The sequence below is a fragment of the Peribacillus sp. 05N428 genome (genome assembly GCF_056397085.1).
The window spans coordinates 97,911-119,178 of sequence record NZ_JBFTMS010000015.1; the positions used below are offsets into that span (position 1 = coordinate 97,911).

Consider the following 21,268-nt stretch of genomic DNA (forward strand, 5'->3'; position numbering starts at 1 on the left):
AAAAGCCTCCTTTCTGTATAACTGTGTAGCCGGTTTATTTAGTCGAAATTTTCACTTCTGCGTTCATTCCAGGCAGAACTTTATCGGATGGTGCTTTGATGGAAATTTTCACTGGTACTTTTTGAGTGACTTTCGTATAGTTCCCGCTGCTGTTTTGATTGCCCATCACTGAGAAGACAGACGTTGTAGCATAACCGATCTGTTCCAATGTACCTTCGAAGACCGTATCGGGATCTCCATCGATGATAATATCGACGCTGTCACCTTTTTCGATATCCTTCAATTTATTTTCTTCAATATTAGCCGTTATGGACAGATCTTCCATATTGATGGTTTGAGCTAGCGTTTGACCTGCTTGAACAAGCTGCTCATCATGCACTTGTGTTTTAACGATCGTACCTTGTGCTGCGGTTTTTACCGCTTCTTTACCGTCTAAGGTGGTTACATTGGCGACTTTGTCATCCTTACTTACACTGTCTCCTTCGTGTAAGTCCCAATCTGATAGTTTACCGGCAGCGGGGGCAACGATGGTATATAGCTCACCTGACACTTTCGCTTCATCCGTTTTAATGAAATTCGTGCTTTCATAATAGTAATAAGCCCCACCGGCCAATGCCGCTATTATAATAACCAAACCAATGACATTGATTAAAACTAAACGTCCTCTATTCACTTGTTTCGCCTCCAAAAATATATTGATGATGTGTTCCTTTTTTTTGATTTACGTTCATTAGCTAGAAATGAAATCGCCTCCTATTCTAATGTTTATTTATTAATTTTAATAAATATTAATTTTTATAAGTATTAATATTATTAAGTAAAGAGTTTACCAGTTTAATTATTTTTTGTCATGTAATTTATTCGGAAAGATGGTGGGAAATAAATACAGTGAAATAGTAAAAATTTGAATTTTTTTTAGTTTTAAGGATATATGGAAAGTAAAGTTGACATTGGAATGCCATTTAATTAAATTTAAGAGGTAGGATTGTCCTATATAAGGAGTGAGAAGGCTGGAATTTAAATGGGAAGTAACTAATAGTATAGAGATGCAGATTTTTCGGATTAGGAAGAAGCTTAGGGCCATCGTAGCAAAAAATCTTCAGCCTTATGGATTAACATCGCCTCAGTTTTTCATTTTATTGATATTGAAAAAAGAGGGGTCGATTAAATCGACCCAGCTGGCTGACTTCTTAACCGTAAAGCCAAGTGCGATTACCGTATTTGTAGATAAGCTGGTCGAAATGGATTATGTGAAACGGCAGCCCTCTGATAAGGATCGCAGGGTCATCAACCTTGAATTGAAAGAGGCTGGGGAAGCGATTTTGGGGAGAGTCCTTGCGGATCATAACAAATTGATGGGCAAGAACTTCAATTCATTCTCGGAAGACGAGCTGCAGGATCTTTTGAAGAAATTGGATACGATTGAAAAGGCTGCTGATAAGAACCTTTTGGATGATTGAATGAGGGCATGCTCTAAATAGAGACAAAAAAAAGACGGTTCCCGGGAACCGTCTTTTTTTAATCTTCTTCATACTGGACAGATATTTCGTTATCTTCCTTATGGAAGGACTGGAAGCTGACGATCAGCTTTTCAAGGTGTTCCAATTGTTCGTCATATTCTATGACTGCAGAAATCAATGGAACAAGGCGGGCAGAGAGGTGGCCTAGGTTATCATGCATTTCGTCCACTTGATTCTGCTGTTCGAAAAAATGGGCAAGCAGCTCTTTACGACTTAAACAATCCTGGTCCCAATCTTCAATCTCCTCGATTGACTTGATTTTTTCGATATGCAGTAATATCAACTGCTCATGCTTGCGGATCAAGGAATCAAGCTGCTGTAAGATGCTCCGTTGGAAATCTTCAGGCATTTGATATACTTCATTCTCGAATTTATGGATTCTCTTCAAGGTTTCAAACGCTTTTTTCGTCGTTATGATCATTTGCCGATAAACGACAAGCTTTCGTGCTTTAGCAACACTGTTCTTCTTGAAATATTCCCGTTCCTCTTTGTACATGGAATAGATATGTTCCAAATCGAGCAACTCCGCCTTCAATCGGCTGATGTCCTTTTTCAATAAAGTGTGTTCTGTAGCATGTCTTGTGCTGATTCTGATCCATTTCAAGATGTCTTCCGTTACATCTGTAATGCGTGTATAAAGCTTTGCTTCGTACTTTGGAGGAATGAAAACAAGATTCACGATAAACGAAGAAACGATTCCAAGCAAAACGGATGAGAGACGAATAAAGGCAAAATTAAGGAATTCCCCGTCCTGGCTTTCCATGATGGCAATGACTGTCACGATGGAAAGGACAATCGTTTTATCCATTTTCAGTTTTAAATTGATGGTTATGACAACCATTACGGCAAGACCAATTATAAAAATATCATTTCCGAACAACAAAACGAAGGAGACAGCAACCAATGCGCCAATGATATTTCCTTGAATTTGCTCCAATACCGTTTGATATGAACGGTAAATGGTCGGCTGTATTGCAAAAATTGCAGCAATCCCAGAAAGGACAGGAGCAGGAAGGTTAAGCAGTTCCGATAGGTAAAGCGCTAAAACAATTGCTATTCCTGTTTTGAGAATGCGGGCACCAAACTTCATATATGGGTTAATCCTTTCTTTGTGTTGTAATGGATCTGGCAAGAAAAGGCTCTATTAATATATAGGCCTTTGCTTAAAGTTGTATTCTAACTTATTTGTTAGTACTTTACACTAAAATAAGATGATGTAAACAAAAAGTAATATACAGGATTTTCCTGAGAGTTACAATAGTTAAAATCAAGTTTAATATATAAAGAAACGATAGGCAATTTCTTGATTGCTTTCAGCATTGTTTTTCAATCGTTCGAAGACGACCCCAGAGGTCTATGACGGGAAAAGGCTGATGCTCGAATTGAAGAGCATCAGCCTTTTTTAATATATGTTTTCGGCATCACTCCGTGGATACAGCAGGATCCGCCTGTTCTTTAACTGGAACGACCTGAAGGAAGTGCTCTCCAAGATTCTGAAGCAGTGTCTCTAAAGAGACAGCTTCTTCGGTTTGGCCATGATCTTTCAAGAGGGCCGTGTATTTGCCAAGGAGTTCGGCCACATCCTGCAGGCCTTTTGCAGATAGGGGCTCAATGGAAATCTTTGCCCCTTTCGCAACCCGTTTTTTAATGACTTCTTTGGTTAAGCCAGATTCAGGCTGTTGCCGTAAATAAACGACACCGCCTGTCATCCCTGCGCAAATCCATGGACCGGGATCACCAAGAACTAAACCTCTTCCATTTGTCATGTATTCAAAAGCGAATCCCTTAATATTGGATGTTACCGCAATATTCCCGTTTTCCTTTTTAGGAAGCGGTTGTTTCAATAGTCCTCCAATGATCATATCCGCTCCGGAAAGCCGGATTCCCGCCCTGGCATCGGCATCACCCTGGGCAATGAGGAGACCATGCTGTGCCCCGTAACCAAAGCCCTTACCGACAGAGCCATTGTAGAACTTCCCATCTTTTCCTGGAGATTTAAAGATGGCAATGTTACCGCCAATCGATGTTTTGCCGATACCATCCTGTGCACCGCCATTCACGCTGATTGAAATTCCCTCCGTATTGTATGCCCCAAGTCCATTACCCGGAATGGAACCATCCTGGTAGGATAGGTGAACGGGAGGAAGTTTTTTGTATGATCCATCCAATCTGCCCCTAACGCGGTGACAGGAGACCCTGCTGCCGAGTACACGCTGCTCGGAAGTGATCGAGCTATAGCTGCGGGATTGCTGCAGGTCATCTACATGCGAATCAAGATATTCGGCGCCAACGGCTACCTGCATGGAGCCTTCATTCAAATATGCCGCCGCTTCCTTATGCGAGAACGGTGTTATATCCAGATTTTTTAATAAATAGGTTAAATCCAATGATTGTTGACCTTTAACTTGCTGCAGCAAATCAGAACGCCCGACGATATCCTGAAGATTCTTCACCCCAAGTGACCCGGTCAAAGATTTGAGTTCTTTTGCAAATGCACTGAACATATTCGTTAACCCCTGAACGGCTAAATCAAATTTACGTGGAACAAAACGGCGCAGCCCGTGTTCTTTCGCCTGAGCTTCCGATTCAATTTGGGTGGCGATGCCCACATGGCAAGTATCAAGGTGACATCCGCGGCACGTTGTGCAGCCGACTGCAATCATCGAAAGGGTCCCAAAGCCTACACGATTTGCCCCAAGCAGCATTACCTTCAAAACATCCATCGAGCTTTTTAACCCACCGTCAGCCCAAATTTCAACGTTCTGCCGGATACCTGATTCAAGCAGTGCATTATGGGCCGCTTTCACACCGATCTCAACTGGCAGGCCGACATGTGAGAGTGCATGGATCCTGGCAGCACCCGTCCCGCCATCAAAACCGGAAAGCGTTATGATATCGGCCCCGGCTTTTGCGACGCCGACAGCAATCGTACCGATGTTTGGAACGACTGGTACTTTGACGGCAACTTTTGCCTTGTCATTTGCCGTTTTTAGCTCATGGATCATTTGGGCCAAATCTTCAATTGAGTATATATCATGGTTATTGGAAGGGGAGATCAAATCGGAACCGATTGTTGCATTTCGGGCTTCTGCGATTTTCGCTGTGACCTTGGAACCGGGAAGGTGACCGCCTTCACCGGGTTTTGCCCCTTGACCAATTTTAATTTCCAATAGATTTGAAGAGTTCAGGAGTTCTGCATTGACACCGAAACGTCCGGAAGCGATTTGCTGACCGCGGGATTTCGGGTACTTGCCCAGCATATCCTTTATTTCCCCGCCTTCACCATTCATGCTGATCATGCCTAGCCTCTCGGCAGCTTCTGCATAGGCCCGGAAAGCAATCTCATTTTGTGATCCAAAGGACATGGAGGCTATGACGAACGGCAATTCCTGTTCACCGATCGAAAGGCTGACTTCTTCAGAAGGGACGGAAGCATCTGAAGTTTTTAATGATGTCAAGTGGCGGATCGTCGTCGGATTGGATTCTTCCTGTTCAGTGATCTTTTCGCGATAAGCATCATAGTCCCCGGTTGAAGCAACTTCCCCGATGGATTTCCAGATTCTTGGGAATAGATGGAAGGTCTTGCCCATCCGTTCTTTTTCATTGCCGTAATCCTCTGCACGCTGGATGGCATCTGCCTTGATTTTATCAAAATTATAGTCCAGATCATTGGATCCGAAGAAATTAGCCACATTTAGATATTTCGCGATTTCCTCATGTAAACCGATGCTTGAGAAAAGTCTTCCATAGCCGCGCAGCTCATGAATGCCAATGGTGGAGATGACTTTCTCAAGCCCTTTCGTCAAGGAATTATATAGATTGGTAACCCCCTTATGGTCATCTGAAGATAAGGAAAGGAACATATAATAAGGGCTGATTAAGTTGGCCCCAAGACCATAAGAAACGATGATATCATGCAGTGACCTTAGCGATGCTGAACGTAAAAGGATGGAACAATCACGACGCTTGCCTGTACGGACCAACGCTTGGTCGACGGCTGAAGTGACCAGGTGTGGATCAAGCCAAAGGTTGCCGTTTTGATGGGCAAGGGCATCATCCAGAACGAGCAGCGTTTTTCCTTCATCCACAGCATTGACACTTTCATCCGTAATCCTGGTCAGGGCATCCGTGATGTTTTCATCCTCTTTGAATGTGCTTGAAATGATGTGCACGAGTTTTTGATCTTGGTTATATTTAATGAACTGGTCGTAGCTTGGCTGCGATACGATGGATGAGCACTCATAACCCGTTGATCCTTCGATCAATAAGGGAGTCAGCAGCTCCGTCACCTTTCCTGCCTTATTCGCTTCGAATAGGGAAGGGCGCTTTCCGATGATCGTCCTTGTTGAGAAGTGCTCGGTTTCCCTGTCCCGGTCGATCGCCGGGTTGGTTACAACGGCCACGCTTTCCTTGATGAAATCAGCAATGTTGGTCCGTTGGGGATTAAGTGCTGCCAGCGGCGCATCATGACCAAGTGAACGAATGGGCTCAGCGCCTTTTTCGGCCATCTGCTCCACTAATTGGACATGCTCCCTTTCCCACCCAAAGGCTTTATACTGACCATTATGAATGGCTTGCGTGTTTGTCATGGAGACAACCTTTTCAAAAGCCTGGGGCTGTAAGCGGACTCGGTCATTGGAAAGGACGAAACGATCATTGAATAGTTCAAACACTTTATCCTGGTAATCCTTGTATGTGTACAATTCAATTCGGTCGCCGTTCCATTTCAACCCGATTTTTTCCCCTGGACCCATCGGTTTCGGATCTCCGGTATATTCACTGGAAGGGATGATTCCTGGTTCGGAAGTGAACATATAAGATGATTCCGTTTCAATATTCCATAACGGGCGCAAGCCTAGAGAGTCGACAGAGAATACGGCTTCATCGCCGAAACGGGAGATGATGCCTGCCGGACCTTGTGCAAAATGACCCCATGCTTCCCTTAAATACGTATATAAGTCTTGTAAGTGCTCGGGATATTCCTTGATTTCATTGATGATTGGCGGAAACATAAGATCGACAGCTTCAAATAAAGAGTAGCCATGACGGCAGATGAAAGTTTCGATCGTCTTGTTTAAATCCTGAGAGTCGCTTCCATCTTTAGCGATGGGAACTCCGATCATTTTCGCTTCATCACGCAATTTGGCGATGGTATTGATTTCGCCATTATGACCAAGCACGCTGAAAGGCTGGACCCGGAAGAAGCTTGATAGAGTATTGGTTGAAAAACGATTATGTCCTAGTGTCATGGTGGAGGCAGCCAAAGGATCGGCAAGATCAAGATAATAGGCAGGGAGCGTATCCCCCGCACCCATCACTTTGTATACCGCATGATGCTGGCTTAAAGAGGCAACATGGATGAAATCGCTTTTTTCGATGTCGGAAGTCAGCTCAAAAAGAACATTTGAAAGCTCCTGGTTGTTATTGATGGTTGAGGAACAGGCAAATTGCCAGAACACTGGGTCTTCTTGAATGGCAATCGGTCCCAATGCCTCGGAACGGTAGGCTTTATCCGTTTCGAATATCAATGAGAGACCATGTTGGAGCAGTTTCTCCTTAACTTCGATCTTTAAGTCGTTCGCTTCTGTTTTTTTGCTTAGAAATAAGTGGCCGACTATGAAGGTATCTTGATCGACGATGCCTGAATCGACATTTGCCGCTTCAAGTTTCTTTTTCCAAAGAGCCCGGGGAATATCGATATGGATGCCGGCGCCATCGCCCTCACCATTGATGAAGCCGCAGCGATGGTTCATTTTAACCAGGGCGTCGATACAGGCAAAGATGTTTTCGTTAGTAGGGATCTTCTTTTTTTCGATGCAGGAAACGATTCCGCAGGCATCATGTTCTTCCTTGTGAAATTCTTTGAATGTAGCAGGTGTCCATTGTTGGGCCATATTTGTGGCTTGAATAAGGTTACCCTTATTCTCTGCCTTTCACCTCCTGTAGCATGTGTTTAATGGGGGAAATATTAGTAAACCCGAACAATAGTCCAAGTTTTGATAGATTGAAAGAAAGTGTATAAATGTATATAAATGTATCCATATCATATCATTTAAATATTCAGAAATCAATTTTTTATACAATGGGATGGATGCTGTGATTGATGGGATTTTTGTGGGGATTGGCTTCAAATGCTAATATTAAAGATTTATTACAGGGAAATAAGAAACCCTCAAGATAGATGTACATCCTGAGGGTGTATAAAAAATGCATAATTATGCTGATTTAATTTATTATATTAGGTTTTTGAATGCATGTTCAACCGCTTTTAGAGTATAAGCGATATCATCATCCGTGTGAGCGATTGTCAAGAACCAGGCTTCGTATTTGGACGGTGCCAAATTGATTCCCTGATTGAGCATGAGTTTGAAGAACTTGGCGAACATTTCGCCATCCGTATTTTCCGCCTGCTCATAGTTTTCAATTTTTTCTGTCGTGAAATAAATCGTCAATGCCCCTTTAAGGCGGTTGATGGTGATCGGAACATTATATTGGCCAGCCGCTTTCAGGATACCTTCTTCAAGGATTTTCCCCAGGCGGTCAAGCTCCTCGTAAAGCCCTTCTTCTTTAAGTACTTCTAAGCAAGCTATCCCGGAAAGCATGGAAGCCGGATTTCCTGCCATCGTACCAGCTTGGTAGGCTGGTCCCAGAGGTGCGACAGAATCCATGATCTCTTTTTTACCGCCATAGGCACCAATGGGAAGCCCGCCCCCGATGATTTTTCCAAGCGCGGTCAAATCGGGTTGAATTCCCAAGTAGTCCTGTGCCCCTCCATACATGAATCGGAACGCTGTGATGACCTCGTCGAAAATGACGAGTGATCCGGCTTCGTGAGATAATGAAATGACTTCTTCCAGGAAGCCGGGACTTGGTTCCACGATTCCAAAGTTGCCGACGATCGGTTCTACCAACACGCCTGCAATTTCATTGCCCCATTTATCAAGTGCTTCTTTAAATGAACCGATATCATTGAAAGGTACCGTGATGACTTCTTGTGCAATGCTTTTTGGAACGCCTGCAGAGTCCGGTGTACCTAGAGTGGACGGGCCGGAACCTGCAGCGACGAGAACAAGGTCGGAGTGTCCATGGTAACAGCCTGCAAATTTGATGATCTTATCCCGCCCTGTGTAAGCGCGGGCAACACGGATGGTGGACATGACTGATTCGGTGCCTGAATTGGTGAAGCGGACTTTATCCATGGAAGGTATGGCTTCTTTCAGCATTTTGGCAAATTTGACTTCATGTTTTGTCGGAGTGCCGTATAAAACGCCGGATTCCGCTGCTTTAACGATAGCTTCCGTAATATGTGGATGCGCATGCCCTGTGATGATCGGGCCATATGCAGCTAAATAATCGATATATTTATTGCCATCAACATCCCAGAAATAAGCCCCTTTGGCATGATCCATCGCAACTGGCGAACCGCCGCCTACAGCTTTGTAAGAACGGGATGGGCTGTTAACCCCGCCAACGATATGTTCCAATGCCTCTTTATGTAAAAGCTCCGAATTTCTAAAATCCAATCTTAAAACCTCCTATAAATATAAACATATTTCCCCTTAATCATAGCACTTTTCTCTCCGGAAATCTGGGGTGGAAGGCTAGGAAATGTGATTCGTACCCTGGTGGAAACGCAGCACCCCCAGAAGAATCAGGATTCCGGGCCAACATTTTTTTGGGGGGATCCCAAAACTCCTGTTATGAAAGTAAGGATGGCCAAGATGGTGTCAGGATTTTCGATGTCGAAGGATTGGCGGTTCATTTCGCCCTGGGCTTGGTAATAGATTAGCTGCCCGGTTCCTTTCTCTTCATTAATGCGAAGGTGGAAACTGATGGGTGTGCTTTCGATCGACCCGCTGGAATCCCTTTGGATGACCTGGCATAATAATTCACCGTACTCATCTTCATAAAGGAAGTCATATCGAAGGTCGAAAACGACCTTTTCAATTTGGGATAGTAATAATTTTTTGATATTCATAGCATACTCGTCTCCTTTATATATGTATCTGGTACAACGGCCATTTCCTCCCTGAAAATGGTAGATGGCATCCAAGCATTTTTATTGTCTAAAAAGGTTAGGTTGGATAAACTAATTCATTAGGACAAGAGATTACGGAGGATGTAACAGGATGAGTGATGCAATTCAAGTGAAACAGCTTCGGAAGGAATTTAAGTCGGCATCAAGCCGTTCAGGGCTAAAGGGTGCCTTCCGGGATTTACTTACCAGAAATTATAAGGTCGTCCCTGCCGTCAATGATATCAATTTTACTGTAAAAAAGGGTGAGATGGTAGCTTATATCGGGGAAAATGGTGCAGGGAAATCGACCACGATCAAAATGCTGACAGGTATTTTGGAACCGACAGCAGGCGAAATCACGGTCAATGGCATGAATCCACATAAAGAGAGGGAAAAGTTCACTCAGACTATCGGAGTCGTATTCGGTCAGCGCTCACAGCTTTGGTGGGATATTGCGGTTCAAGAATCGTTTAGGTTGTTAAAAAAGGTATATAAGGTAACGGATGAACAATATAACGATCATATGGAACATGTCATCAAGACGCTTGATATCGGTCCTTTGCTGGACAAACCAGTGCGTAAACTCTCGCTTGGTCAGCGAATGCGCTGCGAACTTGCGGCAGCCTTGATCCATAATCCGCCTTTGCTGTTCCTGGATGAGCCGACAATTGGACTTGATGTGCTCGTGAAAATGAAGATTCGTGAGTTCCTGAAAGAAATCAATGAGAAATATAATACGACAATCCTTTTGACCACCCATGATTTAGGGGACATTGAAGCATTATGTGAGCGTGTAATCATGCTTGATGAAGGGCAAATCATCTATGATGGGGAATTGCAGAGTTTGAAAGATAACTGGGCTGAGGAAAAACAGATCCATTTTCAATTCATCGAGCCGATCGCATTGAAGGAATTACAATCATTAGCGCTCCCATTTACCGCTAACTGGGTTTATGATGAGAAAAGTCAAACTTACATTGCCTTGTTGAAAGAAGAAGGTGATCATATTTCACAGCTTGTTTCAGCTGTCGTATCTCATTTTAAAATAAAAGACATCAAAATACATGAAACGTCCATTGAAGAGATCGTTCGCAATATTTACGAAGAAGGCACTGTCTGACTCTCTTATCATTAAGAAACAACGTGTCTATCAAGAAGGGGGAGGGCCATGGGGAAGTATCTTGCCATGATCCGCATGCGTTTTTTAATGATGCTTGCGTATCGAACTGATTATTATACTGGCATTTTAATTTATAGCATTAATATCGGTGCTTATTATTTCTTATGGAATGCGATATATGGAGAAAAAAGCTCCATCGAAGGACTTTCAAGCATGCAGATGACAACCTATGTCGCAGTTGCATGGATGGCGCGCGCTTTTTATTTCAATAATATTGACCGCGAAATCGCCACTGAGATTAAAGACGGCAAGGTTGCCATTGAGATGATCCGGCCTTATAACTATTTAGGCATGAAAACGATGCAAGGACTTGGGGAAGGGATATTCCGTTTCTTCTTCTTCTCGATTCCGGGGATGCTGCTGGTAGCTTTCATTTTTCCTATCGAATTGCCGCATGAGCCGGCTACGTGGGGGATGTTCGGCATTTCATTGCTGTTCAGCTTCATCATCAATACACAAATTAACTTATTGACGGGAATCACTACCTTTTTCTTATATAATAATGCCGGATTAATCCGCGCTAAAAGGGTTATCATTGATTTATTTTCCGGTCTGCTGCTGCCCATCAGTTTCTACCCGATATGGGCGCAGGAAGTGATGAAATATTTACCCTTTCAAGGGATCAGCTATGTACCAAGCATGATTTTTACGAACGGTTACAGTTCAGGCGAAATTGGCATGGCGCTTTTACAGCAGTTAATTTGGTGCATCATTCTCATAATACCGATTCAGCTTTTATGGATAGTCGCAAAAAAACAGCTGATTATTCAAGGAGGTTGACGGGATGTTTTATGTATCGATGTTTTTTCAATATGTGAGTCAATATATGAAAACAAGATTGCAATACAGAGCGGATTTCTTCATGGAAATCCTATCTGACCTGCTCAATCAGGTCGTGAATCTGGTATTTATCTTAGTCGTTTTTGGACATACCCAATTTTTAAGCGGCTGGAGCCGTGAAGAAATCATATTCATTTATGGGTTTTTCCTTATCCCATTCGCCCTTTTTTCAGCCTTTTTCAACATCTGGGACTTTAATGACCGCTATATCGTCAAAGGTGAAATGGACCGGATATTAACAAGACCGATCCATAGCCTGTTTCAAGTCATTTTAGAAAGAATCGAGCTTGAAGCGTTATTTGGTGTTGTGACCGGTTTGATCATCATATTCTATTCGGGGATTTCATTGGATTTGCAGCTTGTGTGGTATGACCCGATTCTTTTCATCATTTTTGCAATAGGCGGGGCCCTTGCCTATGCAGCCATATTCGTTGCGATAGCAAGCATTGGGTTCTGGTCGGATGCGAAAACATCCATCATGCCAATGATGTACAATATCGGGAACTACGGGCGCTATCCTGTTGATATTTATAATAAGGTCATTCGTTTTGTCCTTACATGGGTGTTGCCATTCGCGTTTGTCGGTGTCTATCCGGCATCTTATTTCCTAAGAAAAGAAGAGTGGTATGTTTATGCATTTGCCACACCTGTAATTGGGGTTGCCTTTTTCGTGATATCCGTTTTCATATGGAATCAGGGAGTGAAGAGGTACCGCGGGGCAGGGAACTGAAAGAACCCCTTCAACAGCATTCATGTTGAAGGGGTTTTTGTTTAGTTCCGTTTTTTCTTTCTTTCGATATATCTAGCTTTGGTTTGAACATATTGCTGTTTTTTCTCTTCCGTTTCCGGAATGACCTGAGGGACGTTTGTCGGCTTACCGTCTTCATCAATGGCCAGCATCGTTAAAAAAGCGCGTGCCGTTAGCTGTTTTTCACCTGTTAATAGGTTCTCACGTTCCACTTTCACGAATACCTCCATTGATGTGCGATGAGCACAGGTGACATAAGCTTCAAGGTTGATCGCGTCCCCTGTTTTGATGGGGGCCAAAAAATCAAAAGAGTCGCTTGAAGCAGTCACAACGGGTTTTCGACAATGGCGCATAGCGGAAATGCAAGCTATTTTATCAACATAGGCCATTACTTTTCCGCCAAAGATGGTATTATGATGATTTGTATCCGGTGGAAAAACAAGGTCGGTTAAAAAAGTCCGTGACTGCTGTGTTGGATGGGCAACGTTCTCCTCAATCATTTGCCTGTTGGTTTACTAAAAGGTTTTCACGGACGATTTTTGCTGCTTCGACCATGTTTTTCAGGGAAGCGACGGTTTCCGGGATACCCCTTGTTTTCAGGCCGCAGTCGGGATTGATCCAAAACTGGTCTTTATCCAATACCTTTATGCCCCGTTCAATCATATCGACCATTTCTTCCACTGCCGGCACACGCGGGCTGTGAATATCATACACCCCCAGGCCAATGCCTTTTTCATATGTTTTTTCCTCGAATGCGGAAGCGAGCTCCCCATGACTGCGGGATGTTTCGATGGAAATTACATCGGCATCGAGGGAGGAGATGACGTCCATGAAACTGTTGAAGTCGCAATAGCACATATGCGTGTGAATTTGGGTTGTATCCTCCACGCTTGATGTGGATATCAAGAATGAATTCACTGCCCAGTTCAAATACTCGTCGCGATCGCTTTTTTTCAATGGCAGACCTTCTCTAAGTGCAGGTTCATCAACCTGAATCATTTTAATTCCAGCAGATTCCAAGGCAATGATTTCTTTTTCCAAAGCGAGCGCCAGCTGATAGCAAACATTCTCCCTGGAAATATCATCACGGACAAATGACCAGTTCAAAATCGTAACAGGACCTGTCAGCATTCCCTTCACCGTCTTCTTTGTCAGTGATTGTGCGTATACACTTTCCTTGACTGTCATCGGTTCGATGAAATGGATGTCGCCGTAGATGACTGGAGGTTTCACACAGCGGGATCCATAGGATTGTACCCAACCCTTTTCTAAAAAGACGAATCCGCCTAATTTATGGCCGAAGTATTCAACCATATCCGTCCGTTCGATTTCCCCGTGAACGAGAACATCCAAACCGATTTCTTCTTGGATTTCGATCCACCTGACGATTTCTTCGTTAACGTATGTTTCATATTGCTGGGCTGTCCATTCTCCTCTATTGAATTTCCCGCGTGCTTGTTTAACTTCAAATGTCTGCGGAAAGCTGCCGATCGTAGTCGAAGGGAGAAAAGGCAATTTGAAAAATTCCTGTTGTTTTTGGTAACGGTCCTTAAATGGAAGCTGACGGCCGGCGGTCCTGGTTTTAACCTTTTCGACATTGGATTGTACAGACCCGTGATTTCGGACATTTGAATTGGCTAACGTTTGAATCGTAAATTTATTGGCATCGACTTTTTCGGCGATTGCTTCAATGCCTTGATTATTCCCTTTGACCAAAAATGTGATTTCCTCAAGTTTCTCATCAGCGAAAGCAAGGGCCTCTTTCACTTCTTTTGAAAGGGCGGTTTCATTACGAACGGTCACCGGGACATGAAGCAGGGAACAAGAGGGCTGTAGCCAGATTTGGTCCTCGGCTACCTGTTTCTTAAGTGTCTCGATCAATTCGATTTTTTGGGATAAATCAGATAGCCAAATGTTTTTTCCGTCAATCACACCCGCTGCAAGCACTTTGTCCTTCGGGAAACCGAATGCCTCAAGGTTACTTAAATTCCTCCCTTTATCATGTACAAAATCAAGACCGATCCCTTGGACTTGTAATTCGATGACTTCTTGGTAATGTTCCACCGCATCAAAGTATGTTTGTAGCATGATGTTCAGGTTTGGTGCTGCTTCATTCAGTTTTTCATAGAGGTAAGTAACGGTTTGCATATCATCCTTGGAAATGGATGAAACAAGGGAAGGTTCGTCCATTTGAACCCACTTCACGCCTTCTTGCTCCAATTCCCGCAGGATTTGCGTGTATAGGGGAAGCAGGCTCAGGATGATGCCAGGGATTTCTTGTTTATTGAAGCCTTTTGAAAGGGAGAGGAAAGTATAAGGTCCGATCAAAACGGGCTTTGTTTCGATCCCTAGCTTTTCCTTGGCTTCCCGATATGCTGTAAGTGGTTTATTTTCCGTTAAAGTAAGCTGTGCCAGTTTTAATTCAGGGACAATATAGTGATAGTTCGTATTGAACCATTTCGTCATTTCGGAAGCGACTTCATCATTGTTTCCGCGGGCCATTGAATAATAAACGGAAAGGGGGACGCTTCCGCCTTCATATGCTGAATAACGTTCAGGAACAAGACCGAACATGACGGACATATCGAGCATTTGATCATAAAAAGTGAAGTCGTTGACAGGGATGATATCAATGCCTCGTTGCTTCTGTTTTTGTAAGTTGCCTAAACGGATGGCATTTAGTTGTGACGTAAATTCCGCTTCATCGATTTTACCGGACCAGTAAGCTTCCAATGTACGTTTCCATTCACGATCTTCCCCGATTCGAGGGTAACCCAAACTGCTGCTTTTCAAAATTCCCATCCTCCTACATTCATTTGTTCGAACAATAAAAAAAGCATTCCTAACCGTCAAAAAAGAAAGTTAGAAATGCTTAAAATAAAGAGGCATGCATAATGCCCCTTACAATTATAAGGTCCCTAACACCTCCCTATCTCCCGTAGGTTAAAACAGTGTTGTCGAGATAGGCAGGTCTCCTGACTTAGGGAATATCATTAGCGGCTGGCCTTCCCGATCCGTTGATCAGTGGCATATTGATTGACGCTAACATTCCCATTACAGTGGCGGGACCGTGCCGGAATTACACCGGACTTCCCTTTTAATCCTAATGAAAATTAGGAACCTATTTCCACATATGAAATTTTGCAAAACCTGCCTTGTTAATTGTTTGCAGATCAAATATTTATAAAATAAAAATTATTATAAAAATTTAGACAATCTTAACATATCCGACCAAAAGGGTCAACATGGAAAAAAGATTCGGAAAAGTTTCCGTTTAATGAGTTTGTCGGTGATAAGGCTGATTCCTAAAAAAGAATATATTGTTTGGACAGGGAGTATGTATAGAGGGAGTGGCGTTTTGAAATGGGGCGTGGGGGATGACTTTCTACATCTTGATTGCAGGAATCATTTTTTGCATGGTGATGAGCATTCGTACGTTATTTCTTGTTGAGTCGGGAGGAAAGAAGTTTTCTCTTGAGGATATGCTGTGGCTTGGCAATTTATATGCGACGATATTAGTTGGATTTGCACTGATATATTTATTATACGAGCTTCAGAATCATTCGGTGATTCTTGATATGGGCAATCGGTTGGATGGGACTTTCTATGAACAATTGAAGACTTCTTTTTATTTTAGTGCGATGACGATGTTTTCTGTAGGGTATGGAGATATAGCCCCGATTGGCATGGGCAGGATGATAGCTACCATTCAGGCTTTCATTGGGTATACACTGCCGGCAGCGTTCGTGATTCGTACGGTGATCGATCTGGAGCAGAAAGATAGGAAGGATAAATGAAAGTTGTGTTTCTTTCGATTATTGGGTACTCTTACCATAATGAAAGAAATGGAGGGTTCAATATGACTGTTAAAATTGGAGAAAAAGCACCTGATTTCAAACTCCCTGCAAACAATGGTGAAATGGTTTCCCTATCGGATTTTAAGGGGAAAAACATTGTTTTATATTTTTACCCAAAAGACATGACGCCAGGTTGCACGACGGAGGCCTGTGATTTCCGGGACCATAATGAGCAATTCGAGGAATTGAACGCGGTAATCCTTGGTATCAGCCCAGATCCAGCGGCACGTCATGAAAAATTCATCGAAAAACATGGATTGCCTTTTCTGCTGCTGGCTGACGAAAACCATGAAGCGGCTGAATCATTTGATGTTTGGCAATTGAAAAAGAACTTCGGCAAGGAGTATATGGGCATTGAACGTTCAACTTTCCTGATTGATAAGGCAGGAAATATAGTCAAAGAATGGCGTAAAGTAAAGGTTAAAGGCCACGTCGAAGAAGCGCTTGAAACTCTTCGCGAACTCGAAAAATAAGGGATAGGCAGATGAAGGATGAGAGGATAACGAAGCTTGCAGCCAGGCTGATTCATCATTCGATACAATTACAGCCAAAAGAGAGAATCCTCATACGGGGGCATATCAACACGAAACCATTATTGAAAGAGTTGATTGATGAAATATACAGAGTGGGTGCTTATCCATATGTGGAACTCGAGGACGATGAGATAAGCCGCCACCTGTTACTAGGGAATGTGAAGGAGCAGCTTGACACAGCTTCACAATGGGCCTTGAAGAAATATACGGATATCGATGCGGTCATCATCATCACTGGGGAAGAAAACAATGCGGAAATGACTGATGTTCCCATCGAGAGGCACCGTCTTCAAGGGGAGGCCATGAATTCCCCTACACTTTTTTATGTAAACAACCGACGTTGGGTCTTACTTAATTACCCCACCAAGGCATCAGCGCAAAAAGCCGGCATGACCTTCAATAGGTACGAAGACTTTCTTTTGAACGTATGCACAATGGATTACGGGAAAATGGAGGCGGCTTTGAAGCCGTTAAAACAATTGATGCAACGTACTGACAAAGTCAGGATCGTTTCACCAAGGACAGATTTGACCTTTTCCATCAAAGGCATGCCGGCCGTCATATGTGCCGGAAAAAAGAATTTACCGGATGGGGAAGTATTTACGGCACCCATAAAAGATAGTCTCAATGGAAGGATATCCTTCAACACACCCACAACCTATGAAGGAATCACCTTTAGTGACATAGAATTAAACTTCAAAAAGGGGAAAATCATTAAAGCGACTTCCAATCGTGACCCTGAAATGAACCAAATCCTGAATATTGATGAAGGGTCCCGGTTTATAGGGGAGTTCGCTATTGGAATCAATCCATACATATTGGAACCTATGGACGATATTTTGTTCGATGAGAAAATAAGCGGGAGTCTGCATTTGGCTCTCGGGCTTGCCTATGATGAAGCGGATAATGGAAACCGGTCATCGATACATTGGGATATGGTCTTGATCCAGCGTCCGGAATATGGGGGCGGTGACATCTATTTCGACGACGTCCTGATCAGAAGGGATGGCTTTTTTGTTTTGCCGGAATTACATGCATTAAACCCAAATTCTTTAAAATAAAGCCTTTTTTAATAAGGGTAAGGCTTTTGTCCAACTCAAAAAGGGGACACCCGAATATGCTTTATTAAGGGAATACCTCCTCAGAGAAAGTTGCGCGGGACACATAGAGCCCGTGTTTTTTTATGTTAATTAAAAGGGAGAGATAAACATGTTAGTACTTTCGACTGTCATTCCGAATGAAGGTATCCAAACGAAAATGATGAATGCTTTTCCTGATTTGAACTTCATTTATCAAAAAGGATGGAAGGATGGGCCGCTTCGTGAAGCGGAAATCTTAATTACATATGGTGAAGATTTAACTGAAGAAATCATTGGGAAAGCAGCGAACTTGAAATGGATCATGGTCATGAGTGCAGGGATGGAACTAATGCCATTTAAAGCCATCGAGGAACGAGGCATTATGGTGACCAACGCTAGAGGCATTCATAAAATCCCGATGGCCGAGTATACGATAGGGATGCTTTTGCAATATGAAAAGAAATTGAAGCTGCTTATGAAGAATGAAAAGGAAGAATTATGGGATAGAAAGATTGAAGTCGGGGAATTGAATGGCAAGACTATGCTCGTAATGGGTGTGGGTGCAATTGGAGGGGAAGTGGCTCGACTTGGGAAAGCCTTTGGGATGAAGACGATAGGAATGAACCGGAGCGGGAAACCGGTGGAATCCATCGATCACCTTTATGACCTGGAGCATTTATTGGAAGCCATACCGGGAGCCGATTATATTGTATCCGTCCTGCCAAGTACGGATGAAACGAAGGGCCTTCTGCAAAAAGAACACTTCAAAGCCATGAAAGAATCTGCAGTATTCGTGAATATTGGCCGCGGCGACCTGATTAACGATGAAGTGCTGATCGAAGCCCTGGATGCCGGGGAATTGTCTCATGCCATCTTGGATGTATTTGATCCGGAACCCTTAGGAAAAGGGCATCCGTTTTGGAGGATGGAGAATGTTACAGTCACACCGCATCTCTCAAGTAAAAGCGGAGAATATTTACCAAGAACCTTTGCTATATTCGAAAAAAATATGCTTGAATACCTGAGAGCTGGAAAAGACTTCACCAACGTAATCGACTTATCTAGGGGATACTAAACCCAATGCAAAAATGGGAAAGAATCAAAGTCTTCATGAATAAACTAAAAAAAATGGTTAAGCCATTGAATTATTGACAAATTCAACGTATAAAAGGTACACTATTTATAAACATTACAATTTAAGAATGCATACTTAATGAGAAAAAGAGGTGGATGACGGTGTCTGAAGTTCAGTTAAAAGAAGCGTTGGATTCCTTAAAAGATACCGGTGTAAGAATAACTCCTCAACGCCATGCGATACTTGAGTATTTGATAAGCTGCATGTCCCACCCTACCGCTGATGATATATATAAAGCGCTGGAAGGCAAGTTTCCGAATATGAGTGTGGCAACGGTTTATAACAACCTGCGTGTGTTCCGTGAGGTAGGTTTGGTTAAAGAACTTACGTATGGTGATTCTTCGGCAAGGTTTGATTTTGTGACGACGAATCATTATCATGTAATTTGCCAAACTTGCGGGAAAATTGTTGACTTCGATTATCCTGCTTTGGATGAAGTCGAACATTTCGCAGCACAAGTCACTGGTTTCAATGTTAGTCACCATCGGATGGAAATCTACGGCGACTGTATGGATTGTGCGAAAAAAGAATCGCACTAAAAAAAGTTCCTCCACTTGGTTGGAACTTTTTTTCATGTTATGAAGAAATGATACAATTGTTAAAGCCTTCTTGAAAGGGAATTCAGCTAATCGACTTAGTCATGCAGGCTTTTTCGGTTATATTTCTCATTGAATTCTTCGCCTTCCAACTTTTTGTCAAGTGTCAATGGTTCTTCACAATGCATGCAAATATCTACACGTCCTAGTATTTTTGTAGGTTTGCTGCAGTTAGGGCAGACAACCTGGATCGATTTTGTAGAAAGCATTCCAATCCAGAAATAAACCCCTGTGCTTGCGATTATGAATAAAAGGCCCAGCCCCATGAAAATCGTCATGACAACAGGATGTGTTTTGAAGAAAAGCCCAAGGTACATTACGATAAAGCCAATGAAGATCAAACTCAAAGCAAAAGTGCGTATTTTATTGATTTTGCTAGAATATTTAGCCATGGATTGTCCCTCCTAAAATATAACTTTAACTATAACATAAACAATGGATGGAACAAAAAAGAAATAAAGGATACATATTACTTTTGAATTGAAATGGTTTGGGGTAAGGGAACTAAGCAGGAATTTGAAGAGTTTTGTCGAAAATCTAAAAAAAAGGTTTTGGAGGAATTTATGATGGAAGATATCCTTCGCCCGATTTATCAAGAGCGAGCAAGTTTAAAATCTACACTTGGAATCTTGTTAGTAGAAAAAAGAGAGGATAATAGCCCGATTACCGATACGTTTGACTACATCCTTTTTGTAATTGCAGACGAAGCAGAAGAGGCCGTGTTTTTAAAACATTACACATACCAGGATAAAAAGGCGGCCCTGCATATCGTAAAGGAAGACCAGTTAAAAGAATGGCTCCTATTAGGCACGAACCGCAAAGTGGTTGACTGGATATATAACGGGAAGGTCCTTTTTGACCGTAATGAATATTTGGACCGATTGAAAAGCGAACTCCGGGAGTTCCCCTTCTATGGAAGGAAGTTAAAGATGGGGATGGAGTTCGCGAAGTTAATTCGCAGGTACATGGATGGAAAAAGCTTCTTTGAAAAAGGCCATCATCTTGAGGCGTACAATCATATCGTTCATTCCCTGCATCATTTGGCCCGTTTGGAGATAATAGAACAAGGCTTTTATCCGGAGGTTACTGTCTGGAACCAAGTGAAGCATATGGAACCTGAAATTTACAAGTTGTATAAAGAATTGATCAGCAGTGAGGAAACGCTCGAAAAAAGATTGGAGCTTCTATTCCTTGCGAGTGAATTTCTTATTTATTCGAGGACGAATGCAGGTTCACAGCATTTGATCGAAATAATGGGGATGAAAGAAGAACCGTGGACGATTGCGGAGCTTATGGAGCATCCGGAAGTTAAGTTTTATTCAGTCGACCTAGGCGTTTTATTGGAATACTTGATAGAGAAGAAGGTAATCGACGTCATCAAAGCGGAGACAAAAGGGCACGAGGTATATCATCGGTTTTATCGTGTATCAAAAAACTTTTAAAAAAATTCATTTTTATTGTTGACCAATAATAATATAGGTGTTATATTAATACATGTCGCTGCGGGACATCAGCTTTCGCAGCTTCATCAAAACAAAAAAAATAAAAAAACATGTTGACAACAGAGTTGAAAACATGGTAAGATGTAAAAGTCGCTTACGAAGTAGACGACATCGAAATTGCTCTTTGAAAACTGAACAAAACAAAGCGCCAACGTTAAATTTTAAGTGAGCACACACTATCAAAAAAGCAAATGAGCAAGTCAAACATTTCTTCGGAGAGTTTGATCCTGGCTCAGGACGAACGCTGGCGGCGTGCCTAAT

Annotated in this window: 18 protein-coding genes and 1 riboswitch; of the genes, 10 read left to right on the plus strand and 8 right to left on the minus strand. The window is 42.6% G+C overall.

The features are described from left to right. Positions 1-34: 34 nt before the first annotated feature. Entirely contained in the window at positions 35-673 is a 639-nt protein-coding gene (locus AC1DIV_RS15615; protein WP_330502145.1) for a biotin/lipoyl-containing protein, read from the minus strand. A 328-nt stretch (positions 674-1,001) separates the two neighbouring features. Between AC1DIV_RS15615 and AC1DIV_RS15620 the strand changes: the two genes are divergently transcribed. Further along, positions 1,002-1,460 (plus strand): MarR family winged helix-turn-helix transcriptional regulator, encoded by a 459-nt coding sequence (locus AC1DIV_RS15620; RefSeq protein ID WP_082196714.1) that lies wholly within the window; start codon positions 1,002-1,004, stop codon positions 1,458-1,460. A 58-nt stretch (positions 1,461-1,518) separates the two neighbouring features. On the opposite strand, the gene AC1DIV_RS15625 is transcribed toward AC1DIV_RS15620, so the two are convergent. The 4 genes from AC1DIV_RS15625 to AC1DIV_RS15640 form a co-directional block, all read right to left on the minus strand. Beyond that, on the minus strand, positions 1,519-2,610 hold the full coding sequence (locus AC1DIV_RS15625) for an FUSC family protein (protein ID WP_034305350.1): 1,092 nt from the start codon (positions 2,608-2,610) through the stop codon (positions 1,519-1,521). A gap of 331 nt (positions 2,611-2,941) precedes the next feature. Beyond that, a complete protein-coding gene (locus tag AC1DIV_RS15630; RefSeq protein WP_477576835.1) occupies positions 2,942-7,414 on the minus strand; it encodes a glutamate synthase-related protein in 4,473 nt (1,490 codons plus the stop codon). Positions 7,415-7,753: 339 nt separating this feature from the next. After that, a complete protein-coding gene (locus AC1DIV_RS15635; protein ID WP_063592104.1) occupies positions 7,754-9,043 on the minus strand; it encodes a glutamate-1-semialdehyde 2,1-aminomutase in 1,290 nt (429 codons plus the stop codon). A 128-nt stretch (positions 9,044-9,171) separates the two neighbouring features. Continuing rightward, the gene (locus AC1DIV_RS15640) at positions 9,172-9,498 is read right to left on the minus strand and encodes a hypothetical protein (RefSeq protein ID WP_258249766.1); all 327 of its coding nucleotides are present in this window, start codon (positions 9,496-9,498) and stop codon (positions 9,172-9,174) included. 151 nt (positions 9,499-9,649) lie between these two features. Between AC1DIV_RS15640 and AC1DIV_RS15645 the strand changes: the two genes are divergently transcribed. The 3 genes from AC1DIV_RS15645 to AC1DIV_RS15655 are packed head-to-tail and all read left to right on the plus strand — an operon-like array spanning position 9,650 to position 12,287. Next, positions 9,650-10,657 (plus strand): ABC transporter ATP-binding protein, encoded by a 1,008-nt coding sequence (locus tag AC1DIV_RS15645; RefSeq protein WP_072272420.1) that lies wholly within the window; start codon positions 9,650-9,652, stop codon positions 10,655-10,657. Positions 10,658-10,705: 48 nt separating this feature from the next. Continuing rightward, positions 10,706-11,497 carry an ABC transporter permease gene (locus AC1DIV_RS15650; RefSeq protein WP_072272421.1) on the plus strand — a complete coding sequence of 264 codons (792 nt, stop codon included), beginning with the start codon at positions 10,706-10,708 and terminating at the stop codon, positions 11,495-11,497. Between the two features lie 4 nt (positions 11,498-11,501). After that, positions 11,502-12,287: an ABC transporter permease gene (locus AC1DIV_RS15655; RefSeq protein ID WP_477576837.1), complete on the plus strand. Its 786-nt coding sequence runs from the start codon at positions 11,502-11,504 to the stop codon at positions 12,285-12,287. 41 nt (positions 12,288-12,328) lie between these two features. Here AC1DIV_RS15655 and AC1DIV_RS15660 read toward each other — a convergent pair whose 3' ends face one another. Then, entirely contained in the window at positions 12,329-12,805 is a 477-nt protein-coding gene (locus AC1DIV_RS15660) for an acyl-CoA thioesterase (RefSeq protein ID WP_477576838.1), read from the minus strand. After that, on the minus strand, positions 12,798-15,107 hold the full coding sequence (gene metE, locus AC1DIV_RS15665) for a 5-methyltetrahydropteroyltriglutamate--homocysteine S-methyltransferase (RefSeq protein WP_477576839.1): 2,310 nt from the start codon (positions 15,105-15,107) through the stop codon (positions 12,798-12,800). The genes AC1DIV_RS15660 and metE overlap by 8 nt, the downstream gene beginning before the upstream one ends. 146 nt (positions 15,108-15,253) lie before the next feature. Beyond that, a riboswitch (cobalamin riboswitch) is annotated at positions 15,254-15,445 on the minus strand. A gap of 237 nt (positions 15,446-15,682) precedes the next feature. On the opposite strand from metE, the gene AC1DIV_RS15670 reads away from it, so the two are divergent. The 5 genes from AC1DIV_RS15670 to perR all read left to right on the plus strand — a co-directional run bounded on the left by AC1DIV_RS15670 (position 15,683) and on the right by perR (position 19,448). Next, a complete protein-coding gene (locus AC1DIV_RS15670) occupies positions 15,683-16,102 on the plus strand; it encodes a potassium channel family protein (protein WP_034305333.1) in 420 nt (139 codons plus the stop codon). 62 nt (positions 16,103-16,164) lie between these two features. Further along, positions 16,165-16,635 carry a thioredoxin-dependent thiol peroxidase gene (gene bcp / locus AC1DIV_RS15675; RefSeq protein ID WP_340874435.1) on the plus strand — a complete coding sequence of 157 codons (471 nt, stop codon included), beginning with the start codon at positions 16,165-16,167 and terminating at the stop codon, positions 16,633-16,635. Between the two features lie 11 nt (positions 16,636-16,646). Further along, positions 16,647-17,756, plus strand: a complete 1,110-nt coding sequence (locus tag AC1DIV_RS15680) for an aminopeptidase (protein WP_477576841.1) — start codon at positions 16,647-16,649, stop codon at positions 17,754-17,756. 148 nt (positions 17,757-17,904) lie between these two features. Next, positions 17,905-18,849 carry a D-2-hydroxyacid dehydrogenase gene (locus AC1DIV_RS15685; protein ID WP_477576842.1) on the plus strand — a complete coding sequence of 315 codons (945 nt, stop codon included), beginning with the start codon at positions 17,905-17,907 and terminating at the stop codon, positions 18,847-18,849. A 155-nt stretch (positions 18,850-19,004) separates the two neighbouring features. Then, positions 19,005-19,448, plus strand: a complete 444-nt coding sequence (perR, locus tag AC1DIV_RS15690; protein ID WP_034305329.1) for a peroxide-responsive transcriptional repressor PerR — start codon at positions 19,005-19,007, stop codon at positions 19,446-19,448. A gap of 95 nt (positions 19,449-19,543) precedes the next feature. On the opposite strand, the gene AC1DIV_RS15695 is transcribed toward perR, so the two are convergent. Further along, positions 19,544-19,897: a YgzB family protein gene (locus tag AC1DIV_RS15695; RefSeq protein ID WP_034305326.1), complete on the minus strand. Its 354-nt coding sequence runs from the start codon at positions 19,895-19,897 to the stop codon at positions 19,544-19,546. A 174-nt stretch (positions 19,898-20,071) separates the two neighbouring features. On the opposite strand from AC1DIV_RS15695, the gene AC1DIV_RS15700 reads away from it, so the two are divergent. Beyond that, positions 20,072-20,947, plus strand: a complete 876-nt coding sequence (locus AC1DIV_RS15700; RefSeq protein WP_340878435.1) for a nucleotidyltransferase-like protein — start codon at positions 20,072-20,074, stop codon at positions 20,945-20,947. The last annotated feature ends 321 nt before the right edge of the window (positions 20,948-21,268 follow it).

What these genes read in the sequence shown, in the direction of transcription:
- AC1DIV_RS15625 (WP_034305350.1), bottom strand. Translation starts at nt 2,610, where the DNA reads ATGAAGTTTGGTGCCCGCATTCTCAAAACAGGAATAGCAATTGTTTTA.
- AC1DIV_RS15630 (WP_477576835.1), bottom strand. Translation starts at nt 7,414, where the DNA reads ATGGCCCAACAATGGACACCTGCTACATTCAAAGAATTTCACAAGGAA.
- AC1DIV_RS15640 (WP_258249766.1), bottom strand. Translation starts at nt 9,498, where the DNA reads ATGAATATCAAAAAATTATTACTATCCCAAATTGAAAAGGTCGTTTTC.
- AC1DIV_RS15645 (WP_072272420.1), top strand. Translation starts at nt 9,650, where the DNA reads ATGAGTGATGCAATTCAAGTGAAACAGCTTCGGAAGGAATTTAAGTCG.
- AC1DIV_RS15650 (WP_072272421.1), top strand. Translation starts at nt 10,706, where the DNA reads ATGGGGAAGTATCTTGCCATGATCCGCATGCGTTTTTTAATGATGCTT.
- AC1DIV_RS15655 (WP_477576837.1), top strand. Translation starts at nt 11,502, where the DNA reads ATGTTTTATGTATCGATGTTTTTTCAATATGTGAGTCAATATATGAAA.
- AC1DIV_RS15660 (WP_477576838.1), bottom strand. Translation starts at nt 12,805, where the DNA reads ATGATTGAGGAGAACGTTGCCCATCCAACACAGCAGTCACGGACTTTT.
- metE (WP_477576839.1), bottom strand. Translation starts at nt 15,107, where the DNA reads ATGGGAATTTTGAAAAGCAGCAGTTTGGGTTACCCTCGAATCGGGGAA.
- AC1DIV_RS15670 (WP_034305333.1), top strand. Translation starts at nt 15,683, where the DNA reads ATGACTTTCTACATCTTGATTGCAGGAATCATTTTTTGCATGGTGATG.
- bcp (WP_340874435.1), top strand. Translation starts at nt 16,165, where the DNA reads ATGACTGTTAAAATTGGAGAAAAAGCACCTGATTTCAAACTCCCTGCA.
- AC1DIV_RS15680 (WP_477576841.1), top strand. Translation starts at nt 16,647, where the DNA reads ATGAAGGATGAGAGGATAACGAAGCTTGCAGCCAGGCTGATTCATCAT.
- AC1DIV_RS15685 (WP_477576842.1), top strand. Translation starts at nt 17,905, where the DNA reads ATGTTAGTACTTTCGACTGTCATTCCGAATGAAGGTATCCAAACGAAA.
- perR (WP_034305329.1), top strand. Translation starts at nt 19,005, where the DNA reads ATGACGGTGTCTGAAGTTCAGTTAAAAGAAGCGTTGGATTCCTTAAAA.
- AC1DIV_RS15695 (WP_034305326.1), bottom strand. Translation starts at nt 19,897, where the DNA reads ATGGCTAAATATTCTAGCAAAATCAATAAAATACGCACTTTTGCTTTG.
- AC1DIV_RS15700 (WP_340878435.1), top strand. Translation starts at nt 20,072, where the DNA reads ATGGAAGATATCCTTCGCCCGATTTATCAAGAGCGAGCAAGTTTAAAA.